General features: G+C 74.1%; 13 protein-coding genes and 1 pseudogene. All 14 read right to left on the reverse strand.

Going from position 1 to position 15,152, the window contains the following annotated elements; genetic code table 11:
* Positions 1-56 precede the first annotated feature (56 nt).
* Entirely contained in the window at positions 57-2,108 is a 2,052-nt protein-coding gene (locus ACOQFB_RS13190; protein ID WP_421610035.1) for a methyl-accepting chemotaxis protein, read from the reverse strand.
* A gap of 59 nt (positions 2,109-2,167) precedes the next feature.
* A complete protein-coding gene (locus tag ACOQFB_RS13195) occupies positions 2,168-3,202 on the reverse strand; it encodes a chemotaxis protein CheB (protein WP_059435614.1) in 1,035 nt (344 codons plus the stop codon).
* The gene (locus tag ACOQFB_RS13200; protein WP_082100058.1) at positions 3,199-5,295 is read right to left on the reverse strand and encodes a hybrid sensor histidine kinase/response regulator; all 2,097 of its coding nucleotides are present in this window, start codon (positions 5,293-5,295) and stop codon (positions 3,199-3,201) included. Before ACOQFB_RS13200 ends, ACOQFB_RS13195 begins: the two co-directional genes overlap by 4 nt.
* Positions 5,288-5,818 carry a chemotaxis protein CheW gene (locus tag ACOQFB_RS13205; RefSeq protein ID WP_059435616.1) on the reverse strand — a complete coding sequence of 177 codons (531 nt, stop codon included), beginning with the start codon at positions 5,816-5,818 and terminating at the stop codon, positions 5,288-5,290. Before ACOQFB_RS13205 ends, ACOQFB_RS13200 begins: the two co-directional genes overlap by 8 nt.
* Positions 5,815-7,071 carry a CheR family methyltransferase gene (locus tag ACOQFB_RS13210; RefSeq protein ID WP_421610036.1) on the reverse strand — a complete coding sequence of 419 codons (1,257 nt, stop codon included), beginning with the start codon at positions 7,069-7,071 and terminating at the stop codon, positions 5,815-5,817. Before ACOQFB_RS13210 ends, ACOQFB_RS13205 begins: the two co-directional genes overlap by 4 nt.
* Positions 7,072-7,075: 4 nt before the next feature.
* On the reverse strand, positions 7,076-7,939 hold the full coding sequence (locus ACOQFB_RS13215) for a response regulator (protein WP_059435618.1): 864 nt from the start codon (positions 7,937-7,939) through the stop codon (positions 7,076-7,078).
* Entirely contained in the window at positions 7,936-8,313 is a 378-nt protein-coding gene (locus ACOQFB_RS13220) for a response regulator (RefSeq protein ID WP_059435619.1), read from the reverse strand. The genes ACOQFB_RS13215 and ACOQFB_RS13220 overlap by 4 nt, the downstream gene beginning before the upstream one ends.
* A gap of 376 nt (positions 8,314-8,689) precedes the next feature.
* The gene (locus tag ACOQFB_RS13225) at positions 8,690-10,021 is read right to left on the reverse strand and encodes a hypothetical protein (protein ID WP_059435620.1); all 1,332 of its coding nucleotides are present in this window, start codon (positions 10,019-10,021) and stop codon (positions 8,690-8,692) included.
* A gap of 97 nt (positions 10,022-10,118) precedes the next feature.
* Positions 10,119-10,508: a cytochrome C oxidase subunit IV family protein gene (locus ACOQFB_RS13230; protein ID WP_059435621.1), complete on the reverse strand. Its 390-nt coding sequence runs from the start codon at positions 10,506-10,508 to the stop codon at positions 10,119-10,121.
* A 10-nt stretch (positions 10,509-10,518) separates the two neighbouring features.
* A complete protein-coding gene (locus tag ACOQFB_RS13235; protein ID WP_059435622.1) occupies positions 10,519-11,226 on the reverse strand; it encodes a cytochrome c oxidase subunit 3 family protein in 708 nt (235 codons plus the stop codon).
* Positions 11,227-12,887, reverse strand: a pseudogene (locus ACOQFB_RS13240) (cytochrome c oxidase subunit I).
* Positions 12,884-13,897 (reverse strand): cytochrome c oxidase subunit II, encoded by a 1,014-nt coding sequence (coxB, locus tag ACOQFB_RS13245; RefSeq protein ID WP_059435624.1) that lies wholly within the window; start codon positions 13,895-13,897, stop codon positions 12,884-12,886. The pseudogene ACOQFB_RS13240 and the gene coxB overlap by 4 nt, the downstream one beginning before the upstream one ends.
* Complete coding sequence (locus ACOQFB_RS13250) at positions 13,894-14,724, reverse strand: SCO family protein (RefSeq protein WP_059435625.1); 831 nt, start codon at positions 14,722-14,724, stop codon at positions 13,894-13,896. The genes coxB and ACOQFB_RS13250 overlap by 4 nt, the downstream gene beginning before the upstream one ends.
* A gap of 26 nt (positions 14,725-14,750) precedes the next feature.
* Positions 14,751-15,137, reverse strand: a complete 387-nt coding sequence (locus tag ACOQFB_RS13255; RefSeq protein WP_059435626.1) for a c-type cytochrome — start codon at positions 15,135-15,137, stop codon at positions 14,751-14,753.
* Between the last annotated feature and the right edge of the window lie 15 nt (positions 15,138-15,152).

The following is a 15,152-nucleotide window of genomic DNA, read 5'->3' on the forward strand; positions in this document are numbered from 1 at the left end:
CGCGTCTCCGCGCCGGCACTCGCGCGCCTGCCGCCGCTCGCGCGGGGAGGCGCGGCTCAGACGCGGTACTCCTTGATGATCCCCTCCACCTGCGCGGTGACGGACTTCACCGCCTCGGTGGCGCGGTCGGTCGTCTCCACGCGCTTCACGGTGTCGTCCACCGCCTTCGAGAGCTCGGTGACCGAGCCGAAGATCTGCGCGATCCCGGCGTCCTGCTGGCTCACCGCCGCCGCGATCTGGCGGACCGCCGCCGAGTTCTCGCGGACGATGTTGGACAGCCGTCGCAGCGTCTCGCCCGAGGTCCGGACCTGGGTGAGCCCGCTGTCGATCTTCTGCGCGCCCTTCTCCGAGATGGCGATGGTGGAGGTGATGGCGTTCGCGGTGTCGTCGAGCACGTCGCTCACCCGGTGCGTGGCCTGGATGGACTGATCGGCCAGGCTGCGGATCTCGCGCGCCACCACCCCGAAGCCCTTGCCGTGCTCGCCGGAGCGCACCGCCTCGATGGCGGCGTTCAGCGCGAGCATGTTGGACTGGTCGGCGAGGTCGCGGACCGACTGCGTGATGTGGCCGATCTGCCGGGTGCGCGCGCCCAGCTCGCCGATCTTGGTGGAGATGTCGCTCGCCTCGGTGCGGATGTCGGCGAGCCAGGTGAGCGTCTGCTCGATCGAGGTCTCGCCGGAGCGGCCGATCTCGTCCGCCTCGGAGGCGACCTTCAGCACCACCTCGGCCTTCTGCGCGGCCATGTTGGAGGTCTGCTTGATCTCCTGCGCGGTGACCTGCGTCTCCTGGAGCGCGGCCGCCTGCCGGGTGATGGTCTCGCGCTGGTCGGCGTTGGTCGCCTCCAGGTTGGTGACCGCCTCCACCAGCGACGCGAGGCTCTGCCGCAGGCTGCTCGCCATCTCGCGGAGCCTGTCCACCATCTGGTTGAAGGTGCGGCTGAGCTCGCCGATCTCGTCGTTCGAGTGCGCGTCGATCTTCTGCGTGAGGTCGCCGGACCGGACGATCTCGCCGGCCGCGCGGGTGAGCTCGAGCAGCGGCTGGGTGATGGTCCGGGTGGTGTGCCGGTAGAGCAGCGCCCCCAGGAACACCGACAGCAGGATCGAGAACCCCAGGTACGAGTAGACCTGCGTGGTGGACGCCCGGACGATCTCGGACTTCGGCTGGCCGGAGACGATGTACCAGTCGTTCGCCATCAGGTGCGCCGAGCCGGCGGCCGCGCCGGGCGGGTCGAACGTGTTCTTGGTGAGCCGCGAGACGACGTAGAGCTTCTCCACGTCCTCGTACGTCTCGAAGAACGACTGGTCGGCGCCGTCGAGGATGCGGTGGGTGAGCTGGGCGACCTTCTCCTTCTCCTTGTCGTTGAGGATGAGCCGCTTGTCCGGGTGCGCCACCACCTGGCGGTTCTCGTCGAACATCATCAGGTAGCCGGAGTCGCCGATCTTCACCTTGTCGAGGAAGAGGTCGGTGAAGTAGTCCATCCGCGGCGCGACCAGCGCGTAGCCGATCACGCGCCCGTCCGACTTCACCGGCGCGGCCACCACGAACAGCGGGTTGCCGCGGAGCAGGCTGGGGTAGACGTGGCTGACGTAGTACGGCGCGCCGTCGAACATGGCGCGCACGTAGTTCAGGTCCAGGCCGGCCTTCCCCAGCGTGCGCCCCTGCACCGTGTCGAGGAAGAAGCCGCCGTTCCGGACGACCTTCTGCTGCCCCTCGTAGTCGATGGTGAGGCTCTGGCCCTCGGGCAGCCGGATGCCCACCGGGACGTTCTCGTAGTACTGGTACCGGTCGTGGATGCCCTGGAGGTAGGCGCGGGCCTCCGCGCGCGCCTTGTCGTCGGTCGGGTTCAGGCACGCGTGCACGACCTTCGGGTTCGCGGCGATCGACTGGGCCAGGTAGATCTGGTCGTGGATCCAGTTCACCAGGGCGACGCGGGTCTGGTCGGTGAGCAGCGTGGACGACTGCTGCGAGAACGACACCAGCGAGGCGCGGGTCACGAAGAAGCCCGCCACGCCGAAGGCCACGAACGACACCGTGACCAGCGGGATGATCCAGCGCAGGAAGCGGAAGGAGAGACTGGTCTGAAGGGCCTGCTTCTGCTTGCCGAACATCGGGGTTCCTCCGGTGGGCTGCGACGGTGCGCGATGGGTGAGGGGGCGAGGGGTGCGGGTCAGCGGTCCGCCGGCGGGCGGGCGGCGGCGAGCAGCGCGGCGATCTCCGGCGGCGCCGCGCGCGCCTCCGGCGCGCCGAGCGCGGCCGCGGCGCCGGGCATGCCGTTCACCACGCAGGTGGCGGCGCTCTGGGCGAGCGCGAGGCCGCCGGCGCGCCGGATGGCGAGCAGTCCGCGGGCGCCGTCCTCGCCCATGCCCGAGAGCACCACCCCGCCTGCGCGAGGCCCGAGCGCCTCGGCGAGGGACCGGAGCAGGTCGTCGCCGCTCGGGCAGACGCAGCTCGCACAGGGCGGCGTCGAGAGGCGGCCGGCGCGCGACCAGAGCAGGTTCCGGCCGGGAGGGGCGAGGTAGACGCAGCCGGCCCGCGGCGCCTCGCCGTCCTGGGCCACCCGCACCTCGAGCGCGGTGGACTCGGCGAACCAGCGGCGCATCCCGTCCACGAACCCGGAGGCGATGTGCTGCGCCACGAGCAGCGTCAGCGGGAGCCGGGCCGGCAGCGCGGCCAGGATCGCCACCACCGCCTGCGGCCCGCCGGTGGAGGCCGCGAGGCCGACCGCGTCCAGGGCGCGCGGCGCCGCCGCGCGGGCCGGCGCCGCGCCGGCGAGCGCGCGCCGGGTCACCACCGGCACCTCGCTCATCAGCCGCACCGCCTCGCGCACCGCGACGCCCCAGCGCCGCAGATCGTCCGGCCCGCCGACCTGCGGCTTCGCGAGGAGCTCCACCGCGCCCGCCGCGAGCGCCTGGAACGCCAGGCTCTGCTCGCGCTCCGCGAGCTGGCTCACCACGATGATGCGCGTGGGGGCGACCGCCATGATCTCCTCGGTGGCCCGCAGCCCGTCCAGCCCGGGCATGACCACGTCCATGGTGACCACGTCCGGCCCGGCGGTCCGCGCGAGCGCCACCGCCTCCGCGCCGTCGGCGGCCTCCGCGACCACGCGGATGCCCGGGTCCTCCTCGAGCAGCGTCCGCAGCGCCCGCCGCAGCGTGGGCGAGTCGTCGGCGACGAGCACGCGGGTGGGCGGCCGCGCCGTCACGCCCGCCTCCGGCGCCGCGCCATCGCCCCGTCGATCTCGGCGAGCAGCATGCCCGCGGCGCAGTCCGCCTTGCTCACGAACGCGTCCGCGCCTGCCTCGCGCGCCCGGCGGCGGGCCGCGTCCTCGTCGTGCGAGGAGACCAGCACCACCGGGACCGCCTCCAGCTCGGGCCGGCCGCGGATCAGCGCGGTGAGCGCGATCCCGTCCATCCCCTCCCCCAGGTCCACGTCGCACACGATGGCGTGGTAGGCGCCCCGCCGCAGGTGCTCGAGCGCCTGCGCGGCGCTCGCGGCCGCGTGCGCCGCGTAGCCGGCGGACTCCAGCACCGCCCGGTGCGCGGCGCGCGCGGTGAGCGAGTCGTCCACGACCAGGACGCTCGGGCCGGCGCCGGCGGCGGGCGCGGCCGACCGCCGCTCCAGCAGCCAGGACGGCCGGAGCACCAGCAGCGGCTCGCCGCGCGACAGCGTGGCCGCGCCGAGGTACGGCTCGAGGTGCCGGAGCTCGTCGGGGAGCGGCCGGACCACCGGCCACCGGTCGCCGGGGGTGGAGTCCACCGCCAGCGCGGTCTCGCGCCCCTCCGCGCTCACCACCAGCACCGGCTGGCCGTCCCCGGGCGCGAGCGGCTGCCGGAGCCCGAGCAGGCCGCCCAGGTCCTCCAGCGGCAGCAGCGCGCCGTCGTCCTCGAGCTGCAGGCCGAAGTGGCCGGCGCGGATCCGCGTGGCCTCGGCCCGGAGGGCCTTGCGCACCGCGTGCATGGGGATCCCGAACACCTGGTCGCCCACGCCGACCAGCGTGAGCGGGGAGCTGCCCAGCTCGGCGGGGACGCTCAGGACGAAGCGGGTCCCGTGGCCGCGGACGGAGTGGATCTCGATCCGGCCGTGGATGGACTTGACCGCGTCGGCCACCACGTCGAGCCCGACTCCGCGGCCGGAGACCCCGGTGGCCGCGGCGCGCGTGGAGAACCCGGAGCGAAAGACGAGCGCCGCCAGCTGCCGCTCGTCGAGGCGGGCCGCCTCCTCGACGCCCACCACGCCGCGGCTCACCGCGGTGGCGCGGATGCGCTCGCCGTCCAGCCCGGCGCCGTCGTCAGAGATCTCGAGGAGCACCTCGTTGCCGGCCTGCTCGACCCGGATGGCCACGATGCCCTCGCGGTGCTTCCCGGCCTGCTCGCGCACGTGCGGCGCCTCGATCCCGTGGTCGACCGCGTTCCGCACCAGCTGCACCAGCGGCGCGCGCAGCGCCTCCAGGATCCGCCGGTCCAGCGCGACCTCGACGCCCACCGCCGAGACCTTCGCCTCCTTCCCGAGCTGGCGCGCGAGGTCCCTCACGGTGCGGTGGAGCGGCTCGATCACGGTCTCGCACGGCAGGGTGCACACCGCCTTCAGCCACTCCTCCATCGCCTCGACCCGTGCCCCGAGCTCCGCCGCGTCGCCGGACAGCGCCGCGCGCGCGGCGAGCAGCGCGCCCCGGAGCGCGTCGGCCACGTCGGGCGCGAGCCCCTTCGGCAGCAGCGAGAGGATCCGCGCGGCCTCGCGCCCCTGGTCCTCGAGGCGCAAGGCGATCTCCCGGAGGCGCTCCACGTCCGCCACCAGCGAGGCCACGTCGCGCGCGTCCACGCGCCACCCGCCCACCTCGGGCTCGGCGCCGGCGGCGGACGGGGCGGGACCGGCCGGCCCCGCGCCGCCGCCCCCGGCCTCCGCCGGCGCGCCGCCCCGGAGCGATCGCACCACCCGCGCCAGGTCCGGCCGGTCCGCGCGGTGGGCCGCGCGCCGCCGCATCCACTCCAGCCCCTGGTCGAGCGCCGCCAGGAACGCGTCCACCAGCGAGCGCGGCAGCGCGGTGTCCCGGGCGTGCGGCGCGAGCTGCTCCTCCATCTCGTGGGCCAGGTCGGAGAGCTCCGCGAGCCCCACGGTGGCCGCGCTCCCCTTCAGCCGGTGCAGGCCGCGCCGCAGCTCCGCGTGCGCCGCGCCCAGGGCGTCGGTCCCCTGCTCCGGCTTCTCCACCACCAGGAGCGCGCGAGTGAGCTGCGCGCCCAGCTCCTCCGCCTCGCGCGAGAACGTCGCGACGAGCGCGTCCATCACCGCCTCATCCATGGGACGCCTCCGCGCCGCGGGCCAGCAAGGCGGCCACGTCGAGCAGCGCCACCGGGCGGAGGCCCTCCGCGGTGACCTCGTGCACCGGCCCCGCACCGCGGGCGCGCGCCTGGTCCACGGCCCGCTGGGGCAGCGCGTCGATGCGCGGCACGTGCTCGCAGTCGATGGCCACGCGGCGCCCGTCGTCCCGCTCCAGCACGAGCAGCACCGCACAGTCCTGCCGCCAGCCCTTCACGCCGAGCAGCGCCATCAGGCTGTGCGCGGTGACGAGCTGCCCCTGGAACCGGAGCAGGCCGATCACGTGGGCAGGGGCGCGGGGGATCGGGGTGACCAGGCGCAGCGGGAGCACCGCCCGGAGCGACGCGAGCGGGATGGCGTAGCGCTCGGCGCCCAGCCCGAACTCCGCGACCGGGAGCGCCACCTCCGACCGGTCCGCCGCCGGGGCGGCGCGGGCGCGCTCGGCGCGCCGGGCCAGGATCTCGTCCACGTCGCTGCCGTGGATCCGCGGGGATGAGGCGCTCACCGTGGGACCTCCCCGCCCAGGAACCGCCGGGCGGCTGCGGCGTAGAAGCGGGCGGGCAGCGTCTCCGGCCCCGCCACCGGAGCCTCCGAGGGCAGCGCCTGTGCGCGGTCCAGCACCGAGCGCATCAGCTCGAGCGCGTGCGCGCGCCGGCCCTCGCGCGCGCACAGCAGCGCGCCCTCCAGCAGGCCGGGCAGGTACTGCGGCGCGGCCCGCCGGAGGTCCCCGAGCAGCGCCCGCGCGCCGGCGTGGTCGCCCCGCTCGATCTGCGCGAGCACGCGGAGGTGCAGCGACACCGGCTCCGGCGCCGCGGCGGGCGGCGGCGGGGGCGCGGGGCGGTGGGCCGCCCTCGCGGACGGGGGACGGAGGGGCGCCCCAGGCCCGGTGCGCGGAGGCGGGGCCGGGACCGTGCTCACCGGGCGAGCCGGCTCCGGCGCTGCGCGCAGCGCGCCGTCCACCGGCGGGCGCTGGAAGACCTGCAGCTCCGGCGCGCCGAGGCGGACCAGTGGCGCGGGCGCCTCGGACAGGTCCATGGTCGCGAAGGCGATGACGCCCCCCGGCGCGAGCGCCGCGGCGAGGGAGGACAGCGCGCGCGCCGCGGCGGCGTGGGTGAAGTAGATGAGCACGTTGCGGCAGAAGATCAGGTCGAACCGGCCCGGGGGCGGCGCGGCGTCGAGCAGGTTGTGGACCTCGAACCGGGCGCGGCTGCGCAGCGCCGGGTCGACCTCGCGCGGGCCCTCGCCGGCCGCCGGGAGGAACGGGTCCTCGACCGCGGGGACGCTGGCGCGCAGCGACCATGCGCCGTACCGCGCGGCGCGCGCGGCCGCGACGTTCGCCTCCACCAGGTCGGTCCCGACCACCTCGAACGCGCGGACGCCGGCCGCGCGCAGCACCGCCGCGAGCGAGTACGCCTCCTCTCCCCCGGCGCAGCCCGCGCTCCACACCGCGCGCGGGCGCGCCGGCTCCGCCGCCCAGCGCGGCGCGAGCACGTTGCGCACGAGCGCGAAGTGCTCCGGGATCCGGAAGAAGTAGGTCTCGCCCACCGGCACCGCCTGCGTGAGGCGCCGCCGCAGCGCGGGGTCGTCGCGCTCGGCCAGCGCGATCAGCTCGTCGGGGGCGGTGCCGCCGTCGAGCAGCGGCGCCAGCGCGCGGAGCACGGCGCGCGCCCAGATGGCGTCGGGGTGGAACCCGGTCCAGCGGCTGATGCTGGCGGTCAGCCGGGACCAGGTGGCCGGGGTGAGCGGGGTGGCGGCCACGGGTTCAGGGGGCGGCGGCGCGTGCCGCCATCAGGCCGGGGAGCGCGTCCATCACGCGCGCGCAGACGAGGGAGACGGCGGAGAGGACGGGCAGCGTCTCTCCGCCGTGACGGACGAACGCGAGGAGCGCGGGGGCCAGCGCATCGCGCCCCTCCCCGCCGATCGGCTCCCGCGGCAGCACCTGCGCCGCGGGGATCTCCACGGGATCGTGGATGCGGTCGACGGCGAGCGCGACGGTCTGGCCGCCGGCCAGCCCGAGCACCACGAGCACCCGGTCCACCAGCGGCGTGGCGTGGGGCACGCCCAGCGCTGCGGCGAGATCCAGCACGCCCATCGGCGTGCCCTCCAGCTCGAACCAGCCGGCCACCACCTCTGGCGCCCCCGGGAGCGGCGAGAGGCGCACCTGGTGCAGCACGCGCGTCACCCCTTCCAGCGGCAACGCCAGGTCGTGCGGACCGGCGCCGACCGGCAGGACCGCCAGGCTGCCGGCGCGCCGCCGCGCGCGCTCGGCCTCCACCAGCGCGAGCGCGGCCGACCGCAGCCGATCGGCCGCGGCGGGCTTCCCGAGGAACAGGTCGGCGCCGGCGGCCATCACCTCCGGCTCGCGGAACGCCTCCGACGAGAGCACGATCACCGGCACCGCGCACAGGCGCGGGTCCGCCTTGAGACGCGCCAGCACCTCGGCGCCGTCCATCTCGGGCATGGACAGATCGAGCAAGATCACGTCGGGCGGCACACGGCCGGCCTTCTCGAGCGCCTCCCGGCCGTTCGAGGCGACGCTGGTCTCGAAGTGGCCGGCGAGCGCGGCGCGCCCGAAGGTGAGCACCGCGTCGCTGTCGTCCACGAGCAGCGCGAGCGGCAGGCTCACGTGACCCTCGGCGGCATCACGTCCTGGATGGTCCGGAGCAGCGTCTTCGCGTCCACCGGCTTGCGGACGAACGCGTCGGCCCCGGCCTGCAGCCCCTGCGCCCGGACCTCCTCGGAGCGGTCGCCGGTGAGCATCACCACCGGCACGGTGCGCAGCGCCGGTCGATCCGACCCGCGCAGCGCCCGCACGAAGGCGATCCCGTCCATGGGCGCCATCTGCACGTCGGCGATGACGAGATCGACCGGGGACAGCCGCAGGAGGCGCAGCGCCCGCTCCCCGTCCTCGGCCTCCAGGAAGGTCGGGTGGAGTCCCATCAGGTACACCTGGAGGATCGCCCGGACGGATGCGCTGTCGTCGACGAGGAGGACGTTCATTCGGGCTCGCGCGTGGTGAGACCGCCCGTCGTGCAAGAACGGGACACACCCTCGGTGACTTCGCGGCCTGCACGTCGGGGTGACGCCGCGTTCACGCGGAGCGCACGGCCATCACCATGCGTGACGAGGACTTGAGCGCCGCCGAGCGCAGCGTGAACGTGCGTGAACGCTTCGTGAACGTTCACGCTGCGCGCGCGTGACGGCGAGCCTTCCGCGCGCCGCCGGGTCGGCCCGACCTCGCCCCGGAGCGCCGGCGCCGCGCGCCGAAACCGCCGCCGGCGCGAGGAACGCGCCGCCGACCCTCACTCTTGGTGAGTTCTACCCGGGGTGCACCGCCACCGGCGACAGAACGCCACAGCCGCGCGCAGCCCGCCGCTCACAGCACCTGGTCGATGGTCACCACGTCCACCAGGCCGTGCACCTGGTAGAGCGCCGGGATCACCTTCTCCGGCGGGTGGCGCCGCCGCAGCTCGGCGACCTTCTCGGTGCCGGCGCGGTAGCACGGCAGGTACATGCGGCCGTTCAGCGGGTGGCGCGCCCACGCACCGGAGATCTTCGCGGCGCGCTCGTCGGACAGCAGGTAGTCGCGGCGCAGCACCGCGGCGACCTCGGCCTGCGGCCGCCCCTCGGCCCAGGTCAGCCAGGACGCCTGGTTCTTCGCGTCGTCCTGGAGGAGCACGAGCAGCTTCCCGATCTGGAGGTCGGGATCCGGGAGCTGCTCCACCTCGGTGACGCCGAGCGCCATCATCATGGCGTTGTTCGCGAGCCCCTCCGAGAGCGCCGCGCCGCGCGTGTTCATGGTGAGGACCGTGCCCTCGAAGCCGAGCCGTCCCTGGACGTGGAGCGCCTGGGCGAGCGCGAAGTTCGTGACGTGACCGGGGACCACCTCGTGCGCCACGAGGTCGAGGAACTCCGGCATGGAGATCTGGAGGGCCGCGTTTATCTCGTAGGTCGCCTCGTAGCGGGGCGAGCCGTCGGGCGTGCGCGCCCGCCCGATGTAGTTCATCGACCCCGAGAACCAGGCGTTCTCGATGGGCAGGAACTCGATGTTCGCCCGCGGGATCCCGTGGAGCGAGGCGGGCAGGTGCGGCACCACGTGCCGGCGCGTGCCCTCCTCGAGCTGCGCGATGCAGGCGTCCGCGAGCAGCTTGATGACCTTCCTCGGGACGAGCCGCTCGCCGCGCCACGCGTCCACCGCCGCGAGCAGCCGGTCCGGCTCCGCGGGCACGCCGAGCAGCCCGGCCAGCCGCTCGCGCTTCGCCTCCGGCCTGGACGGCTCCGGCGGGCGCCCCGTCGAGGCGACGACGCAGCGCTCGTACGGCACCTCCGGCCCGCGCCCGAGCAGCTCCTCGGCGAGCGCCCACATGACGCGCAGCGACTCGCCCTGCGCGGCCAGGTACGCCCCGCGGACCCCGCCCGCGTCGCGGCCGAGCGCGGCGAGCGCGTCGATGGCGCCCGGGACGTCCACGGCGGCGAGGTACGCGTCGATCGCGGCCAGGTCCGGCGACGGCGCCGCCACCCCGCCGGTCTCGCGGAGCCGCGCGGCGGCGGGCAGCGCGTACGCCGCCGGCAGCGGCTCGTCCGAGAACCACGAGTCGGCGATGTACCGGCCGGTCCCGGAGGCGCTCATCACGTCGCCTCCCCAGAGCGTGTCGATCCCGAGGATCGCGTTGGCGGTCGTGCTCGCCAGCTTCGCTTCGTCGGACATGTGCGGCCTCCGGGGTGGCCGCGGAACATAACACCGCCCCGGCACGGCGGCGTGTCCCCGGCGGGCGCGGGCCGCGCCGCGCCGGGACCCACCCCGCTCAGCGCGCGGTCTCGGCCGCCTTCGCCCGCACCGCCTCCTCGTGCGCGCGCACGTCGGGGCGGTACTCGGAGGCGTCGAACATCACGAAGCTGCCGAACAGCACCGCGAACAGCACCGCGCCCACCAGGATGACGAGGTGGAACTTGTGCTCGTACTTCAGGTGCATGAAGAACAGCGCCACCAGCGAGGCCTTCACGGTGGCGATGGCGAGGGCCACCGGCACGTTCGCGGCCCCGAGGTGCACGCGGGCGACCGCCACCGTCAGCACGGTGAGGACCCCCAGGGCCGCGGCCGTGCCGAGCAGCACCGAGGGCGGGAGCACGTGCGGGCCGGCGTGCGCGCCGTCCCCGTGCGCGGGGTGGGAGGAGGCGTTCTCGACGACGTTCATGGGGCCGGCCTCAGATCAGGTAGAGCAGCGGGAAGAGGAAGATCCACACCAGGTCCACCAGGTGCCAGTAGAGCGCCACCGCGTCCACCGGGCCGTAGTAGCCGGGGCCGAAGTCGCCCCGCCGCGCGCGCACGATCAGCCACACGTAGAGCCCGATGCCGACGAGCACGTGGATGCCGTGCAGGCCGGTCATCAGGTAGTAGAGGCTGAAGAAGGTGCCGAGGTGCGCCGGGACCGGGAGCGCCCGCACCGCGGCGGGCAGGCTCGCGAGCAGCTCGGGCGACGGGTTGCAGGCGGTGCCCCACCCCACGCCGTTGTGGAGCTTGTGGCTGTACTCGAAGTACTTCACCACCATGAACGTGGCGGCGAGCACGACGGTCAGGACGAGCGAGCGGATCAGCGTGCGCTGGTTCCCGAGCTGCGCGGCCCGGACCGACCAGGCCGCAGCGAGGCTGCTGCTGATGAGCACGAGGGTGTTGGTCGCGCCCATCCGCCAGTCGAGGAACTGGCTGGCGTAGCGGAACAGCTCGGGGTGGTGGGAGCGGTAGACGCCGTACGACACGAACAGCGCCGAGAAGAACAGCACCTCGTTCGCGAGGAACAGCCAGATCCCCAGCTTGCCGGTGGCGAGCTGGGCGGCCATGTCCTCGAACTGCACGGCCAGGAACCGGCCGCGCTCCTGGCGGGCGGCGGGGGCCGGCTGGGCGGTCGCGTCCATCTAGCGTCCCTCCTCGCGCACCCAGCCCGCTTCCTCGGAGACCTCGTACAGCCCCGAGTAGTCGTACGGGCCGCGGGCGCGCGGCGTCTCGTCGAAGTTGTGGTGGGTGGGGGGCGAGGCGATGGTCCACTCCAGCGACGCCGCGCCCCACGGGTTCGGCGGCGCGCGGCGGCCGCGCCGGAGCGAGTGGAGCAGCCCGGCGAGCGCCACCACCAGGCCCAGGGCGAGCACGAAGGCGCCCACGGTGGAGAGCCGGTTGTGCCCGGTGAACTGCGGCGCGTAGGTGGCGTAGCGGCGCGGCATGCCCAGCACGCCGGCCAGGAACTGCGGCACGAACGTCAGGTTGAAGCCGAGGAACACAAGCCACGCGGACGCCACGCCCACGCCCTCGTGGTACATGCGCCCGGTCATCTTCGGCCACCAGTAGTGCAGCCCGGCCAGGAACGCGATCATCACCGCGCCGACCATGACGAAGTGGAAGTGCGCCACCACGAAGTAGGTGTCGTGCAGCGGCACGTCGGTGGCGAGCAGGCCGAGGAACAGCCCGGTCAGCCCGCCCACGCCGAAGATCGCGAAGAAGGTGAGCACGTACACCATGGGCGTCTTCAGGACGATGGCGCCCTTGTACATGGTGGCGATCCAGTTGAACGTCTTGATGGCCGAGGGGATCGACACCAGCATGGTGAGGAAGCTGAAGGCCAGGCTCGCCCAGCGCGACTGGCCCGAGACGAACATGTGGTGGCCCCACACCAGGAAGCCGATGATCGCGATGGCCATCGAGCTCACCGCGATGAAGCGGTAGCCGAAGATGGGCTTGCGGCTGAAGACCGAGACCACCTCCGACACCACGCCCATGGCCGGCAGGATCATGATGTAGACGGCGGGGTGCGAGTAGAACCAGAAGAAGTGCTGGAACAGGATGGGATCGCCGCCGTACTCGGGCATGAACAGGCCGAGGTGGAAGATCCGCTCGAGGAAGCCCATCGCCGCGGTGATGCCCAGCACCGGCGTCGAGATGATCTGGATGACGCCGGTGGCGTAGAGCGCCCACAGGAACAGGGGCATGTCGAACCAGCCCATCCCCGGCGGCCGCATGCGGTGGATGGTGGCGATGAAGTTCACGCCGGTGAGGATCGAGCTGAAGCCGGTGAGCACCACCGCAGCGCCAGCAGGATCCCGAGGCCGCGCGCGCTCTCCAGGCTGTAGGGCGGGTACAGCGTCCAGCCGGTGTCCACCCCGCCCACCACCAGCACCACCACGAAGAAGATGGCGCCGGCCACGAACAGCCAGAAGCTGAGCAGGTTGACGCGCGGGAAGGCGAGGTCCTTCGCGCCGAGCTGGAGCGGCAGCACGAAGTTGCCGAGCGCCGCCGGGATGCCGGGGATGATGAACAGGAAGATCATCACCGCGCCGTGCAGCGTGAACAGCTTGTTGTAGGCGTCGTTCGAGACCAGCGCGCCCTGCGGGCTCCACAGGTGCAGGCGGAGGACCAGCGCGAACACGCCGCCCAGCAGCAGACAGGCGGAGATCGCGGTCAGGTACATGATCCCGATGCGCTTGTGGTCGAGGGTGAAGAGCCAGGAGCGGACGCCGCGCCCGTGCTCGAGGTAGCTCTCGGTCTCGTGCGCCGGCGCGCGCACGGCCACTGCCGCGGTGCTCATCGCTTCGTCTCCTCGCCCTTCGCCGGCGCGCCGCCCTCGGCGGCGAGCGTCTCGAGGTACGCGGCGACGGCCTTCAGCTCGCGCTCCTCCAGCGGCATGGGCGGCATGATGTTCGGGTACCCGGCCACCACCTTCGCGCCCGGCTTGACCAGCGACTCGCGCAGGTACTCCTCGTCCACCAGCGCGGTGGTGCCGTCCGCCAGCTTCTCGTGGCGCTTCCACAGGCCGCGGACCGACGGGCCGACGCTCCGCGTCCCGTCCACGCTGTGGCAGGCGGCGCAGCCCTTCTCCGCGAACACCTGCTCGCCGAGCTCGGCGAGCGTGGCGTCGGCCGGGAGGCCCTCCTTGGACCAGGCGTCGAACGAGGCCTGGTCGGCGTGGACCACCACGGTGGAGAGCATGCGCGAGTGGTCGGTGCCGCAGTACTCGGCGCAGAGGATGGGGTAGCTGCCCGGGACGGTGGGCGTGAAGGTGAGCCGGGTGAAGCGCCCGGGGACCGCGTCCTGCTTGAGGCGGAACTCCGGGACGTACAGGGAGTGGATCACGTCGGTGGCGGAGAGGATCAGCTCGACCGGCCGCCCGGCCACCACGTGCAGCTCGTTCGCGCCCTTGCCGCTCGGGTGGTCGAACCACCAGGACCACTTGCGCCCCGTCACCTGCACGCGCACGGGATCCGCGCCGGGGTCGGCCGAGGTCATCTGGATCCAGGTGCGGGTGGACATCGCGAACAGCGCCAGGACCAGGACCAGCGGGATGACGGTCCACACCAGCTCGAGCCGGGTGCTGTGCGCCGGCGAGGGCTCGGGGTGGAGGCGCGTCGCGCGGCGGCGGTACCGCAGCACGAAGACGATGGTGAGGAGGATGATGAGCGCCAGGAAGAAGGCGCTCCCCCAGAACAGGAACAGGAAGACCCGGTCCACCCCCGCCGCCACGCTGGAAGCCTGCGCGGGGAGGTAGCCGGGGCCTGCCCCGGCGAGGAGGTGGAGGGTGCGAATGGGCAGCTCGGTCACGGTGCGTTCCTGATTCGGCGCCGACGGTCGCGGGCGACGTGGACGCCGACGAAGGAGACGAGGAAGAGCCCGACCACCCCGCCCGCCGCGCGCATCACCTTGAGCGCGAGCGGGAGCGGGTCGTCGGGGGAGAACCCGATGCAGGACAGCAGGAAGCCGCCGAGCGCCTTCTGCTCGGCCGCGGTCGCCACGCGCCCGTCGGCGGCGCGGCGCACCGCGGTGCGCAGCGCGTCCGGCTCGTAGGAGACGCCGTGCAGGTACCCGGAGACCTTGCCGTCGCCGGTGAGCACGACCAGCGTGGCCTGGTGCGCGAACTCGCCGGTCTTCGGGTCGTAGCGGTACCGGAAGCCCACCGCCTCGGCGAGCGCGTCGATGTCGGCCTTCGCGCCGGTGGCGAAGTGCCAGGCGCGGGTCACGCCCTCCCCGCCGCCGGCCTGCTGCACGAACGTCTCCTCGTACTTCTGGATCTGCGGCAGCGTCTCGGCGGGATCGATGCTGAGGGTGAAGACGGAGAAGTCCTCCCCCTTCCAGCCCGCGTCGCGGAGCGCCCGCGCCAGGCCGGCGAGCTGCAGGCTGCAGAGCTTCGCGCAGCTCGTGTAGTTGAAGGAGAGCAGGACCGGGCGGCCGGCCAGCGCGCGCAGCGTCACCGGGCGCCCGTCCTCGCCGGTGAAGGCGAGGTCGCGGGGCACCTCGGCGCCGAGCCGCTCCACCACGCCGATGGCGGCGAGCTCGCGGCGGAGCTGCTCGGGCGTCTGCGCGCGGGCGGCGCCCGCCACGAGGACGAGGACGGCCGCCGCGAGCGCGAGGGGTCGCGGGAGTGAGGTCACGGGGAGGGGGGACGGGGGTGGCGCGGCTACTTCTTCGCCTTGGCGCCCTTGGCGCCGCGGAGGTCGAGCACGTAGTACGTGAGCGCCCAGCGCTCCTCGGCCGGCAGGTGGCCGAACGCGGTCATGGTCGTGCCGGCGATGCCCTGCTCGAGCGTCGCGAACACCTTGTCGGCGGTGGTGCCGTTCCGGTACGCGCCGGTCACCAGGTTGCGAGGCTTCGGGTCCAGCGCGGCCGCGGCCGCGCCGTCGCCCAGGCCCTTGTCGCCGTGGCAGGCGGCGCAGTTCGTGGCGTAGGACGCCTTGCCCTTGGCGAGCAGCTCGGGGGTCTTCTTCGGCGCCGGGCCGGCGGCGCGGGCGCCGGCGGCGGAGAGGACGGCGGCGGCGGCGAGGGACATCGCGATCGACTTCTTCATGTGGGGTTCCTCCAG

This window comes from Anaeromyxobacter sp. Red801 (assembly GCF_049201065.2).
In the GTDB taxonomy this organism is placed as follows: Bacteria; Myxococcota; Myxococcia; order Myxococcales; family Anaeromyxobacteraceae; genus Anaeromyxobacter.

Bases quoted from the DNA above. Each gene is read 5' to 3' on its own strand.
- ACOQFB_RS13220 (WP_059435619.1), bottom strand. From the start codon at position 8,313: ATGAACGTCCTCCTCGTCGACGACAGCGCATCCGTCCGGGCGATCCTC.
- ACOQFB_RS13230 (WP_059435621.1), bottom strand. From the start codon at position 10,508: ATGAACGTCGTCGAGAACGCCTCCTCCCACCCCGCGCACGGGGACGGC.
- ACOQFB_RS13235 (WP_059435622.1), bottom strand. From the start codon at position 11,226: ATGGACGCGACCGCCCAGCCGGCCCCCGCCGCCCGCCAGGAGCGCGGC.
- ACOQFB_RS13255 (WP_059435626.1), bottom strand. From the start codon at position 15,137: ATGAAGAAGTCGATCGCGATGTCCCTCGCCGCCGCCGCCGTCCTCTCC.
- ACOQFB_RS13225 (WP_059435620.1), bottom strand. From the start codon at position 10,021: ATGTCCGACGAAGCGAAGCTGGCGAGCACGACCGCCAACGCGATCCTC.
- ACOQFB_RS13200 (WP_082100058.1), bottom strand. From the start codon at position 5,295: ATGGATGAGGCGGTGATGGACGCGCTCGTCGCGACGTTCTCGCGCGAG.
- ACOQFB_RS13190 (WP_421610035.1), bottom strand. From the start codon at position 2,108: ATGTTCGGCAAGCAGAAGCAGGCCCTTCAGACCAGTCTCTCCTTCCGC.